Raw genomic sequence first — 12,273 nt, 5'->3', positions numbered from 1 at the left:
TCACATGACGCACGCGTAAATCATCCTGTCCTTGGATCGGGCGATTTAGCAAGCATCTGCATCGGAAGGGCCACGTGCGACTGTTTCTCGACGAGATCGAACAGGCCACCCCGGCGGGAATCGCGGCGGCGCTCGGCCGCCTGATCAGCTCCGGCCGGCTCGCCCCCGGCGAGCGCCTGCCCACGGTGCGTGACCTCGCCGGCCTGCTCGGCGTGAGCCCGGCCACGGTCAGTCACGCCTGGCAGGCGCTCTCCTCGGCCGGGCTGATCGTCTCGCGAGGACGCAGCGGCACCTTCGTGCGGGAGCAGGCCACCCGGTGGTTGCCCGCCCGCACCCAGTCGCTGGCCGGACACGTGAGCGACGCCCGCATCGATCTGTCCCGCGGCACCCCTGACCCGCTGCTGTTGCCGGCGCTCGGACCGGCGCTGTCCAGGGTCTCGCAACGGGCGATGACCCCGAGCTACCAGGCGCTGCCGGTGATTCCCGAGCTGCTCACGGTGCTCGCCGGCTCCTGGCCGTACCGGTGCGAGTCGATCACCGTGGTCGACGGAGCCCTGGATGCCGTCTCCCGCAGCCTCGAGCAGGTGGCCAGGTTCGGCGACAGGGTCATCGTCGAGGACCCCGGCTTTCCGCCGTTCTTCGACCTGCTCGACCAGATGGGCATCGAGCGGCTGCCCGTGGCGGTGGATGCGGAGGGCATCGTGCCCGCCGCGTTCCAGGCCGCGTTGTCTTTGTCGCCGGCCGCGGTCATCCTGCAGCCGCGCGCACACAACCCCACCGGGGCGTCGATGACCGCCGACCGTGCCGCCGAGCTGGCGCGCCTGCTGGCCGCCAGCCCCCGTGCCGGGCAGACCGTGGTGATCGAGGACGACCACTCCGGGGCCATCAGCACCTCCCCCGACGTGTCGCTCGGGAAGTGGCTGCCGGAGCGGGTGCTGCACGTGCGCAGCTACTCCAAGTCACACGGGCCCGACCTGCGCATCGCCGCGCTCGGCGGGCCCGCGGCGCTGGTGGACCGCATCGTGGCCCGGCGGATGCTCGGCCCCGGGTGGACCAGCCGGATGCTGCAGACCATCCTGCACGAGCTGCTCACCGACGGGGCGAGCATGGCGCAGGTGAACGAGGGCGGATGCCCTCACCGGGTTCGGTCTGCCCCTCGCCCGCGCCGACGGCATCAACGCGTGGGTGCCGGTGGCCGACGAACGCGACGCCATCGTGCGGCTCGCGGCGTCGGGCATCCGCGTGGCCGGTGGCAGCCCGTTTCTCGCATCGGAGCGGCCGGAGGCGTTCATCCGCGTGACCGCCGGGGCGCTGACGGACGACGTGGAGGCGGTTGCCCGCGCGATCGCGGCGGCGGCTGGGGTCTGACGGGGGTTTCTGACGGCGGCTTAAGGGGACATCGGTCGCAAAAGAGGACGTCCTGTGCAATCCAGTCCTTGCACAGTCACTTTTTCCTGATATCCGGTTGCGGGCTGCGGGGTCGCGGGCGGCAGGGCCGAGGGGCATGCTGGGCGTAGAAGGGTGACTCACCAGTGCGGGCCCACACCTCCTTCTCAGGGGTTTCGGACTATGCCACGGTGTGGGAGGAATGATGATCGACGGCTTCGCGGGCACCATCCTGCTGCCCGGTTCGGACGAGTATCTGATGGCGGCCACCGCCTACGGCAAGGTCGGCAAGCCCCTGCTGGCGGCACGGCCGACCGACGCGGCGGATGTCGCGGCGGCGATCGCCTACGCCAGAGCGCACGGGCTCGTGCTGTCTGTGCGGAGCGGCGGGCACAGCCCGCTGAACACCAACGACGGCGGCATGGTGCTCGACCTCTCGCGCATCCGTGCCGTCGAGCTGCTCGACGACAACCGGGTTCGGCTGGGCAGCGGCGCCACCTGGGGCAGCGTGGCCCAGGAGCTGATCGAGCACGATCTGGCGGTCTCCAGCGGCGACACCTACACGGTGGGCGTGGGCGGCCTCACCCTGGGCGGCGGCATCGGCTGGCTGGTGCGCCAACACGGCCTGGCGCTCGACAGCCTGCTCGAGGCCGAGGTGGTGCTGCCCAGCGGCGCCATCGTGACGGCCAGCGAGAGCAGTGAGCCTGAGCTGTTCTGGGCGCTCCGCGGCGGCGGCGGCAACTTCGGCGTGGTGACCAGGTTCACCTTCCAGGCGCATCCGCTGCGCGGTGTCGTTGCCGGCACCATCGACGTGCAGCCGGGTCGCCTGGCCGAGACCCTGCGCGGCTGGCGGGACGTGATGCGCGCCTCGCCGGAGAAGCTCAACTCGACCGTGTACGCGACGCCGGAGTTCGGTGCGGAGATGCCGGCGGAGACCAAGATTCTGGTCTGTTACGGCGGTGCCGATCAGGACGAGGCCGGGTCGGCCATCGGGCCCCTGCTCGCCCTGCCGGGGGTGACCGGCAACGACGTGGAACTCAAGCTCTTCGTGGAGGTCTTCGACGAACCATCCGCCGCGCCCGGTTCGATCCGGATCGTGGACCGCAACGGCTTCGCCCGGGATCTCGACGACGTGCTCATCGAGCGGCTCAGCACCGCCACCGCCGCGCTCAGCTCGGCGGTGCTGATGGTGCGTTACGTGCGGGGGGCGTTGAACCGGGTGCCCGTCGACGCCACGGCATTCCCCCACCGGGATGTGGAGGCCCTGGTGATGTCGGCGGCGTTCCTGCCGCCTGATGCGCCCGACGAGGCCGAGCGGCGCATCCTGGACGATTGGTCGGTCGTGGCCGAGCGGCTGACCGGCACCTACGGCAGCTTCAATCTGCGCGCCTATCCCGACGTGCTCGACCTGATGTACCCTCCGGCGACCATGGAGCGGCTGCGGGCGGCGAAGCGGCGCTACGACCCCGAGAACGTGCTCGCGCACAACCTCAACATCGTGCCCTGAGCACGGATGGCGGGGGTCGCGGGCCGGGTTCCCGAGGGGCATGCTGGCTACTCAGTCAGTGCGGGCCGGTGGATGCGACTCGGGGTGATCGGCGCCGCACGCGATACGCGTGGGAGGAACGATGATCGACGGATTCGCGGGCACCATCCTGGTGCCCGGCGCAGAGGAATACCCCGCGGCAGCCACCGCCTACGGCGTGCTCGGCAGCCCGGCGCTCGTTGCCAGGCCGTCGTCGGCGGCGGATGTCGCGGCGGCGATCGGCTACGCCAGGGCGCAGGGTCTGCCGCTGTCGGTGCGGAGCGGCGGGCACACCCTGTTCAGCACCAACGACGGTGGGATGGTGCTGGATCTGGCCCGCATCAGCGACGTGGAGGTGCTGGGCGACGGACTGGTGCGGGTGGGCGGCGGCGCCGTCTGGGGCGACGTGGCCCGGGCGCTGCAGCCGCACGGACTGGCCATCTCCAGCGGCGACACCTACTCGGTGGGTGTGGGCGGCCTCACCCTCGGCGGCGGCATCGGCTGGATGGTTCGGCAGCAGGGCCTCGCCCTGGACAGCCTGCGCGAGGCCGAGGTGGTGCTGCCCAGCGGCGCCGTCGTGACGGCCAGCAACACCCGTGAGCCGGAACTGTTCTGGGCGCTGCGCGGCGGCGGCGGCAACTTCGGTGTGGTGACCAGGTTCACGTTCCAGGCGCATCCGCTGCCCGGGGTGGTCGCCGGCGCCATCGACGTGGACCCGGCCCGGCTGGCCGACACCCTGCGCGGGTGGCGCGACGTGATGCGCCAGTCGCCGGAGGAACTCAACTCCACGGTGATCGCGATGCCCGCATTCGGGCCCGAGATGCCGGCCGCAACCCAGGTCTTGGTCTGCTTCGGCGGCAACGACGTCGACGAGGCGATGAGGGCCATCCAGCCGTTGCTGGCCCTGCCCGGCGTGACCGGAAACGATGTGGCGCCCAAGGCCTATGTGGATGTGCTCGAGGAGCCCGCGCCGCCTCCCGCGGAGGTGAAGCTGATCGACCACAACGGCTTTGCCCGCAACGCGGACGACGGTCTGATCACCCGGCTCACCACCGCGCACGCCACCTTCGGAGCGGCCGTGCTCATGGTGCGTTACCTGCGCGGGGCGTTCAACCGGGTGCCGGCGGATGCGACGGCCCTGGCCTACCGGGACGCCGAAGTCTTCGTCGTGTCGGCGGCCCTGCTGCCGCCGGATGCCCCCGCCGAGGCCGAGCGCAGCATCCACGACGGCTGGGCCGCCCTGGCCGGCGACGTGACCGGGGAGTACGGCAACTTCAGCATGCACCCGGATGCGACGACGCTCGAGCGGATCTACCCGCCGGCCACGGTGGAGCGGCTGCGGGCGGCCAAACGGCGCTACGACCCCGAGAACGTGCTCGCGTACAACCACAACATCGTGCCGTAGCGGGTGGGGGCGTTTGGCGGGCGGGGGCGTCTGGCTGGCGGGGCCGTCTGGCTGGCGGCCGGGTTCGGAGTCGTCCGCTGGGGCCGGGGTCGTCCGCCGGGTCGGGTGCTCTCGGGGTGCAACTGGTGCCGAAGCGGACAATTGGTGCCGGCGCACCGGGTGCAAATGTCCGCACGGGCAACAGTTGGGGGGCGAATGAGGGGGCGACGCCCGAGTAGGGTTCGCGGCGGCAGCGCCGTGACCCGAGTCCGAGCACTGGATCGACCTCAAGCACCTCGAGTACTGGCGGGCGTGCATCGATGACAGCTACCCCGGCGTCGACCTGCCCAGCCGGGTCACCATGATTCCAGAGCGCATCCGGCGCCGGCTGGTGTAGTCGGGCCGCGCATCCACTGTCGATTGGGCCCGGAGTGCGCACATCACGGTGCGCCTGGTCCGCCGTAGGGAGCGCGAAGTTGGTGGCGAGCGCGGGGTGGGGGCCGTCACGCGTGCGGGCGGGGCAGGTAGGCAGGCGAGGTGCGCGGGGCAGGCGCCGGTATGCGTACGGCACGCCACCCGCATAGCGGCGCGTTGCCCGCACACCTTCGGAGCGGGGAGCTCTGCGGGGCCAGCGCCGGTGCGCGGCCGTGGCGCCTCCGGGGCGCCTTGCCCGCAGAGCGGCGCGTTGCCCGCACACCTTCGGAGCGGCGAGCTCTGCGGGGCCAGCGCCGGTGCGCGGCCGTGGCGCCTCCGCGGCGCCTTGCCCGCAGAGCGGCGAGCGGGGCGCGGGCATCCGCCCCGCACACGTTGGGTTTAGGCTGGATACGACCCCCGGTTCGATCTGACCGGTTGCGCTGGCCCGGATTTGGGCGGCAGGTCGGGGCTTTGCCTTCGTTTCTTCCCCACCTCGTTTGAGCCCGCACAGCTGCCGGCGCCCCGGCGCCGCGGTTGCCGCCCGGCCAGGGAGAGTGCCGACCGTGTCCTCGCGGTGACCTCACTCCCGCCCGGCGGATGCGCGGCTCCCCGCCTCAGATTGGCCCCATGAAGACTCGCTACCCCGCCATCATGACCGCCGCAACGGCCGCCCTGCTGCTCACCGGTTGCGCGAGCGGCTCACCCGCCGCCGCGCCCTCAGGCACCGCGTCGGCCGGCGCCGGCGAGTACCCGGTCACCGTGCAGAACTGCGACACCACCGTGACCGTCGAGTCCGCCCCCGAGCGGATCGTCACGATCAAGTCGACCACCACCGAGCTGCTTCTCGCGCTGGGGCTCGGCGAGCGCATCGTGGGCTCGGCGTTCCTGGACGGCCCGCTGCCGGCATCCCTCGCAGAAGACGGCGCAGACCTCAACGTGATCAGCGACTTCGTGCCCGGCCAGGAGGCCGTGCTGGCGCTCACCCCCGACTTCGTCTACGGCGGCTGGGAGTCGAACTTCTCGGCCGAGGGTGTGGGCGAGCGAGCGGCCCTGGCCGATCTGGGCATCGGCAGCTACGTCTCGCCGGCGGCGTGCAAGGGCGACGCCATGCCCGACCCACTCACCTTCGACACGGTGTTCGCCGAGATCGACGAGGCCGGCGCGCTGTTCGGTGTGCCGGATGCCGCCGCCGAGCTCGTCGCCGAACAGGAGGCCGAACTGGCCGCATTGACGCCTCCCACCGGCGACACCACAGCGCTCTGGTACTCCAGCGGCACCGACACCCCGTATGTGGGTGCCGGCATCGGCGCACCGCAGATGATCATGGACGCCGCCGGCCTGACCAATATCTTCGCCGACCTGCAGGACACCTGGACCTCGGCCGGCTGGGAGTCCGTGGTGGCGGCGAATCCGAGCGTGATCGTGCTCGTCGACGCCACCTGGAACACCGCCGACTCGAAGATCGCCCTGCTCGAGGGCAACCCGGCCACCGCCGGGCTCGACGCCGTCGTCAACAAGCGCTACCTGGTGGTTCCGTTCGCCGCCGGCGAGGCCGGAATCCGCAACGTGGAGGCCGCCGGGTCGATCATCGACCAGCTCGCGGCGCTCGAGGCACAGTAGGACCAGCGCATCAGCCACGGCGGCCACACTGAATGAGGGAGAGGGATGACCGGCACAACGCACACGCGCAACACCGGGTCGCGCGCGCCCGCCCCCGCTCCCGCCCCCGCTCCCGCATCGAACGGAGCCACCGCCCCGTCGCCAGAAGCCCCGACGCCTGACGCCTCGGCGGGCCCCGGCACGACCTCGGGCAGCGCATCGAGCACGCCCCGCACCACCGCCGCAACAGCGCCTCGCCCCGGCACCGACCGGCGGCGCACCCGGCCGGGCCGGTCGACCGGCCCGGCACAGGCATCCGCTGCGGCCCGTCGCACCGGGCCGGGCCGGTACCTGTTCTGGCTGGTCACCGCTGCGGTGGCCCTGATTCTCGGCAGTGCCGTAGCCGTGACGATCGGTCCGGCCGACGTGAGTCTGGCCCAGGTCTGGGCCAGCGTGGTGACCCACCTCGGGCTGCCCGGGCTGGCCGGCGACACCCCGGTGCCGCCGCTGACCGATGCGATCGTGTGGCAACTGCGGATGCCGCGGGTGCTCACCGCGGCTATGGTGGGCGCGGGCCTCGCGCTCAGCGGCGCGGTGATGCAGAGCGTCACCCGCAACCCGCTGGCCGACCCGTACCTGCTCGGGCTGTCGTCGGGTGCGTCGCTCGGCGCGGTCTGCGTGGTCATTCTCGGCGTGGGGTTCGCACTGCCGGTCGCCGCGTTCGCCGGCGCGCTGATCGCCCTGTTCGCCACCCTCAACATCGCCAGGGTCGGCGGCAGCATCACGCCGGGCAGGGCCGTGCTCGCGGGCCTCGCGATCGCCCAGCTGGGCTCGGCCGGCACCTCGTTCATCATCTTCTGGGCCGCCAAGGGCGACTCCTACCGGGAGATCCTGAACTGGCTGCTCGGCTCGCTGGCGGGCAGTTCGTGGAGCAGCGTGCTGATCTCCAGCGTGGCGCTGGTCGTGGTGGGCACCGGCATCCTGCTGGCCGCGAGCCGGCTGGATGCGTTCACCTTCGGTGACACCAACGCCGCGTCGCTGGGCATCAACGTGAACGCCACCCGCTGGGGCTTTCTCGTGGCGGTGGCGCTGCTCACCGGCGCGATGGTGGCGGTGAGCGGGGCGATCGGCTTCGTGGGGTTGATTCTGCCGCACCTGGTGCGCGGGCTCAGCGGCCCCGGCCATCGGCGGCTGCTGCCGCTCGTCGCCGTGGTGGGGGCGCTGTTCCTGGTGCTGGCCGACACCCTCGCCCGCACGGTCTTCGACCCGCGGGAGTTGCCGGTGGGCATCATCACGGCGTTCATCGGGGTGCCCGTGTTCATCCTGCTGATCAAGCGCAAGCGAAGCGCGGCCTGGGCATGAGCGCATCCGACACGTCACGACTCGCCGCACGTGCCCCCTTGAGTGGCCCTGAAGCGGAACTGACCAGCAACTCGCGAGATTCCCGCGCGCGAGAGGACACTTCCGGGCAGTCCACGAGCACGCCAGGCACCCCAACTGCCCTCTCGGCGAAACCCCTCCCGCGAGAGGACACTTTTGGCCAGTCCGGCGGCGAGCCACTGGCCTCAACTGCCCTCTCGGCGGCATCGTCTGCGGGGGTGGTGCTCGAGGGGGTGTCGCTCAGCATCGAGGGCACCCGCATCCTGCAGGATGTTTCGGCTGAGCTGCCGCCCGGCACCGTCACCGGGTTGCTCGGCCCCAATGGCGCGGGCAAGTCGACGCTGCTGCGCATCATCGCGGGCATCGACCGGGCGGATGCCGGCACCGTCGCCCTGGACGGCGCGGTCGTGGGGCAGCTGCGCCGGCGCGAGGCCGCCCGGCGGATCGCCCTGCTGGAACAGAACGTGGCACCCAGCGTGGACCTCTCGGTGCGCGAGGTCGTGCTGCTCGGCCGCATCCCGCACCGCAGCCGACTGCTGGGCAGCTTCGGCGGTGACGACGATCTCGCCGTGGCGACCGAGGCGCTGACCATGGTGGGCGCCGACGAGCTCATCGAGCGACGCTGGCACACCCTCAGCGGTGGGCAGCAGCAGCGGGTGCAGATCGCCAGGGCGCTCGCTCAGCGTCCCAGCCTGTTGCTGCTCGACGAACCCACCAACCACCTCGACGTGAGCGCGCAGCTGTCGCTGCTGCACCAGGTGCGCGGGCTCGGTCTCACCTCGGTGCTCGCCCTGCACGACCTCAACCTCGCGGCCGCCTACTGCGACCGCATCCTGCTGCTGCAGGGCGGCCGGCTGGCGGCATTCGGCACGCCAGCCGAGGTGCTGCGGCCCGAGATCATCCAGGATGTCTACGGCGTCGACTGCGACATCGTGCCGCACCCCCGCACCGGGCGCCCGGTGATCGTGTTCTCCGGACCGGACGAGGCACCAGGGCCGCGCGTGCAACCCGCATCCGCCCCGCCCGCTTCGCGAGATGACACTTTCGGCCCCCTCAGCACCGGCCAAGTGGCCTCAACTGGCATCTCGCGACCTGCCGGAACTAGAGAAGGAACCCCATGACCCGAGTCACCGTTCTGGCCGGCGGCGTCGGCGGCGCCCGCTTCACCCGCGGGTTGTTGCAGCAGTTGGCCGCCGAGGATGCGCGAGTCGCGGCGAATGCTCCCATCAGCGCGCTCGAAGGGGAATTCTCCGGCAATTCGGCGCAGGGGTCCGAGCACACCAGCGACACCAGCACCGCCACCGGGACCGGCACCGCCAGCGACGTCACCGTGATCGTGAATACCGGCGACGACATGTGGCTGGACGGGCTGCGCATCTGCCCCGACCTCGACACCGTGATGTACACCCTCGGCGGCGGCATCAGCGAGGAGCAGGGCTGGGGCCGGGCGGAGGAGTCCCGCCGCACCTCGGCCGAGATCGCAGCCTACGGTCGGGGCTGGTCGTGGTTCACCCTCGGCGACCTCGACCTGGCCACCCACATCGTGCGCACCGACCTGCTCCGAAACGGCGCCACCCTCAGCGCCGCCACCGAGTTCCTCTGCCGGCGCTGGCAGCCCGGCGCCCGGCTGTTGCCGATGAGCGACCAGTTCGTGGAGACCCACGTGCGGCTGGCGACGGATGCCGACGAGCACCGCGCCGGCGACCTCATCCACTTCGAGGAGTGGTGGGTGCGCTACCGCGCCGGCAAACCGGTCACCGAGTTCGTGCAGGTGGGCCTGGCCGATGCCGTGGCCGCGCCCGGCGTGATCGAGGCCATCCGCACCGCCGACCTGGTGATCCTGCCCCCGTCGAACCCCGTGGTGTCGGTCGGCACCATCCTTGCGATCCCCGGCATCCGCGAGGCCCTGCGCACCACCACGGCCCGGGTGGTCGGCATCGCGCCGATCATCGCCGGCGCCGCGGTGCGCGGCATGGCCGACGCCTGCCTGACCACCATCGGCGTCGAGACGAGCGCGCTGGCGGTTGGCCTGCACTACGGCTCCCGTGCGGCCGATGGGGTGCTCGATGCCTGGCTCGTCGACGAGACGGATGCCGCGGCCGTGCCCGCACTGGAAGCCGCCGGCATCCGCGCCGCCGCCGTGCCGCTCTGGATGACAGATGTGGCGGCAACCGCCCGGATCGCCGCCGAAGCCCTGCGGATCGCCGAATCGATACCCGCCCTGGCCCCCGCAAACACCGCCGGCACAGGCACTGCCACGACCACCCCCACCGGCACAGGCACGACGCCCGCCGCCGCCGGGTCCATCGACGGCCTGCCGGTCATCGAGTTCGCCTTTCCCGGACCGTTGCGCGACCAGCTCGTCGCCGCGGTCCTCAACGGCACGAAGACCTCCACCACTGCGACGCTCGCGGCCTACGAGGTCGAGAATGAGCCGATGCCCGTCGTGGGCGGTCGACAGGTCATGATCGATTCGGCCGGGCAGCCGGTGGCGATCGTCGAGACCACAGGTTTTTGCCTGGCGCGCGTGGGCGACGTGGATCTCGAGCACGCCCGCGACGAGGGTGAGGGGTTCGAATCCGTTGCGGCCTGGCGGGCCGCTCACGAGGAGATGTGGCACAGCGCACGCAGCCGGGCCCAGCTGGGCGATCCCGGCTTCACCGCGACCGACGACACAGTGGTGGTGCTCGAAAGGCTGCGAGTGGTGATGAGGCTGCCCGCCTCCTGAGACCGGTGGGCTTTGACGTGGCTCGCCCCGCGGATGGCCGCCGAGCACACGGCCGCTGAGCGCACGGCGAATAGTGGTGGGCCGCCGAGCGGATCCGCCCCGAGCGGATCGGCCGTGAGCGGAACAGACCGGCCAGGACAGCACCGCGCGAAAGTGCACGCGGCGGCCTACTATCGCCGGTAAGCGCACCGTCAACTCGATTGCGGAAGGTGGAATTGCCATGGACACCGCGACTGTGATTTGGATCGTCGTCGGCATCGTCGTCGTGCTCGCCATCATTGCTGTGGTGGTCTACTTCGCCTCGCGGCGCGGCCGGGAACAGCGGGAGAGAAAGCGTCGTGAGGACCAGCAGAAGGCCGAAGCGATTCGGCGCGATGCTGAGGCGCGCGCGATCGACGCCAGAGAGAACGAGGCGAAGGCCACCCGGGCTCAGGCGGATGCGCAACAGGCGCAGGTCGACGCCGACCGGCTCCGACAGGAAGCCGACCAACGCCAGGCCGAAGCCCAGGGTCTGCGCGCCAACTCCGCCGAGCAGAGCCGCCGGGCGGATGAACTCGACCCCACCGTAGAGACCCGGCGCGGTGGCCGGCACGGCGGAAACGGCAGTGACGCGAACAGCCGGCCGGGCACATCCGGCCAGGGCACATCCGGCCAGAACACATCCGGCCAGAGCACGTCCGGGCCGGGCGTGACAGGCGTGACAGGCGTGACAGGCGGCACCGACCCGCGCGACGCCGACGACCCCACCCGGCGCGCAACCGACGACCGCAGCTGACCCCGCCGACACCGGCACCGGCACCGGCACCCTCCCCTGCGCCCCTCTGCCGCGCTACTCTCGGCTACGTCGAAGCGCCACGCGCAGACCGCCCCCGAGCGAAGGGCCAGCACGATGTCTCCCATTTCCCCGCCGCCCCGCGTCTATGGAACCTGGCCGGGCGGGATGCCGTTCCTTTCCGTCGGCTCCGGCCCGCCGCTGGTCTTTCTGCCCGGCACCACCCCCCACCATGCGCCGCCAACGGGCAGCGACCGCCGCTTCCAGGCCCGGCAATTCCAGGCCTACACCGCGTCGCGCCGGGTGTGGTGGGTGAACCGCCGACCGGGGCTCGACCCGGACGCCACCATGGCCGATATCGCCAGCGACTACGCCCAGGCGATGCTCCGGCGCCTGGACGAGCCCGTCGACGTGATCGGCGAGTCCACCGGGGGCAGCGTGGCGCTCCAGCTCGCCGCCGACCATCCGGCCGTGGTGAAGCGGCTGGTGATCGTTTCGGCGGCCTACAAACTCAGTGAGGACGGCCGCGACACCATGCTACGCGTCGCCGACGACGTGCTGGACGGCCGCCCCCGCGCCGCCGGGGCTGAGCTGATGCGGATGACGGGCTCCGGCGCCGGGTCAAGGCGAATGCTGGCGGGGCTCGGCTGGCTGGTCGGCACGTCCTACTTCGGCCGCGCCACCTCCGACCTGATCACCACCATCCGGGCCGAGGATGCCTTCGACCTGCGCACCAGGCTGGCCGACATCGTCGCGCCCACGTTGGTGATCGGCGGGGAGCGGGATGCGTTCTACTCGGCCGAGCTGTTCCGGCAGACGGCGGAGGGTATCCCCCGCGGCCGCCTCGCCCTGTACGAGGGCAGGGGGCACCTGTCCACCACCATGGACCCGCGGTTCCTGCCCGATGTGCTCTCGTTCCTCGACCCACCCGACGACACCGGCTCGCCGGCCGGGCGGGCCGAGCCGGGCGCCGGCCGTGATGACGTCACGCGCTGACCGGCGAGCCCGGGCCGGAAACAGCCGTGCGGCTGCCACTACTCAGTACAGTGAGTGAGACATCCGTCCCACATCGAGGTGAGCGAAGT

Annotated in this window: 9 protein-coding genes and 1 pseudogene; all 10 read left to right on the top strand. The window is 71.7% G+C overall.

Features of this window, described 5'->3' with window-relative positions; genetic code table 11:
* The first annotated feature begins 74 nt into the window (after positions 1-74).
* The 10 genes and pseudogenes from ACEN2M_RS14380 to ACEN2M_RS14335 all read left to right on the top strand — a co-directional run bounded on the left by ACEN2M_RS14380 (position 75) and on the right by ACEN2M_RS14335 (position 12,184).
* On the top strand, positions 75-1,517 hold the full coding sequence (locus ACEN2M_RS14380) for an aminotransferase class I/II-fold pyridoxal phosphate-dependent enzyme (protein ID WP_441648825.1): 1,443 nt from the start codon (positions 75-77) through the stop codon (positions 1,515-1,517).
* Between the two features lie 71 nt (positions 1,518-1,588).
* On the top strand, positions 1,589-2,893 hold the full coding sequence (locus ACEN2M_RS14375) for an FAD-binding oxidoreductase (protein ID WP_441648824.1): 1,305 nt from the start codon (positions 1,589-1,591) through the stop codon (positions 2,891-2,893).
* A 121-nt stretch (positions 2,894-3,014) separates the two neighbouring features.
* Positions 3,015-4,316, top strand: a complete 1,302-nt coding sequence (locus ACEN2M_RS14370; RefSeq protein WP_441648823.1) for an FAD-binding oxidoreductase — start codon at positions 3,015-3,017, stop codon at positions 4,314-4,316.
* Between the two features lie 256 nt (positions 4,317-4,572).
* Positions 4,573-4,692: pseudogene (locus ACEN2M_RS14365) on the top strand (DUF6176 family protein); the annotation flags it as partial.
* Positions 4,693-5,336: 644 nt separating this feature from the next.
* Complete coding sequence (locus ACEN2M_RS14360) at positions 5,337-6,329, top strand: putative F420-0 ABC transporter substrate-binding protein (RefSeq protein WP_441648822.1); 993 nt, start codon at positions 5,337-5,339, stop codon at positions 6,327-6,329.
* Positions 6,330-6,374: 45 nt separating this feature from the next.
* Positions 6,375-7,670 (top strand): putative F420-0 ABC transporter permease subunit, encoded by a 1,296-nt coding sequence (locus tag ACEN2M_RS14355; RefSeq protein WP_441648821.1) that lies wholly within the window; start codon positions 6,375-6,377, stop codon positions 7,668-7,670.
* A gap of 236 nt (positions 7,671-7,906) precedes the next feature.
* A complete protein-coding gene (locus ACEN2M_RS14350; RefSeq protein ID WP_441648820.1) occupies positions 7,907-8,809 on the top strand; it encodes an ABC transporter ATP-binding protein in 903 nt (300 codons plus the stop codon).
* Positions 8,806-10,416 carry a 2-phospho-L-lactate transferase gene (gene cofD / locus ACEN2M_RS14345; protein WP_441648819.1) on the top strand — a complete coding sequence of 537 codons (1,611 nt, stop codon included), beginning with the start codon at positions 8,806-8,808 and terminating at the stop codon, positions 10,414-10,416. Before ACEN2M_RS14350 ends, cofD begins: the two co-directional genes overlap by 4 nt.
* A 220-nt stretch (positions 10,417-10,636) precedes the next feature.
* Positions 10,637-11,191, top strand: coding sequence for a hypothetical protein (locus ACEN2M_RS14340; protein WP_441648818.1), 555 nt, complete (start codon positions 10,637-10,639; stop codon positions 11,189-11,191).
* Between the two features lie 114 nt (positions 11,192-11,305).
* The gene (locus ACEN2M_RS14335) at positions 11,306-12,184 is read left to right on the top strand and encodes an alpha/beta fold hydrolase (RefSeq protein ID WP_441648817.1); all 879 of its coding nucleotides are present in this window, start codon (positions 11,306-11,308) and stop codon (positions 12,182-12,184) included.
* Positions 12,185-12,273: the final 89 nt, after the last annotated feature.

The sequence above is a fragment of the Cryobacterium sp. W22_MBD10_FK3 genome, from assembly GCF_052113745.1.
In the GTDB taxonomy this organism is placed as follows: Bacteria; Actinomycetota; Actinomycetes; order Actinomycetales; family Microbacteriaceae; genus Cryobacterium.
The sequence above is the reverse complement of the archived record's forward strand: the minus strand, read 5'-3'. Positions and strand labels throughout refer to the sequence as shown.

Excerpts from the sequence above, each read along its gene's own strand:
- ACEN2M_RS14375 (WP_441648824.1), top strand. The coding sequence starts at position 1,589 with ATGATGATCGACGGCTTCGCGGGCACCATCCTGCTGCCCGGTTCGGAC.
- ACEN2M_RS14370 (WP_441648823.1), top strand. The coding sequence starts at position 3,015 with ATGATCGACGGATTCGCGGGCACCATCCTGGTGCCCGGCGCAGAGGAA.
- ACEN2M_RS14360 (WP_441648822.1), top strand. The coding sequence starts at position 5,337 with ATGAAGACTCGCTACCCCGCCATCATGACCGCCGCAACGGCCGCCCTG.
- ACEN2M_RS14355 (WP_441648821.1), top strand. The coding sequence starts at position 6,375 with ATGACCGGCACAACGCACACGCGCAACACCGGGTCGCGCGCGCCCGCC.
- cofD (WP_441648819.1), top strand. The coding sequence starts at position 8,806 with ATGACCCGAGTCACCGTTCTGGCCGGCGGCGTCGGCGGCGCCCGCTTC.
- ACEN2M_RS14340 (WP_441648818.1), top strand. The coding sequence starts at position 10,637 with ATGGACACCGCGACTGTGATTTGGATCGTCGTCGGCATCGTCGTCGTG.
- ACEN2M_RS14335 (WP_441648817.1), top strand. The coding sequence starts at position 11,306 with ATGTCTCCCATTTCCCCGCCGCCCCGCGTCTATGGAACCTGGCCGGGC.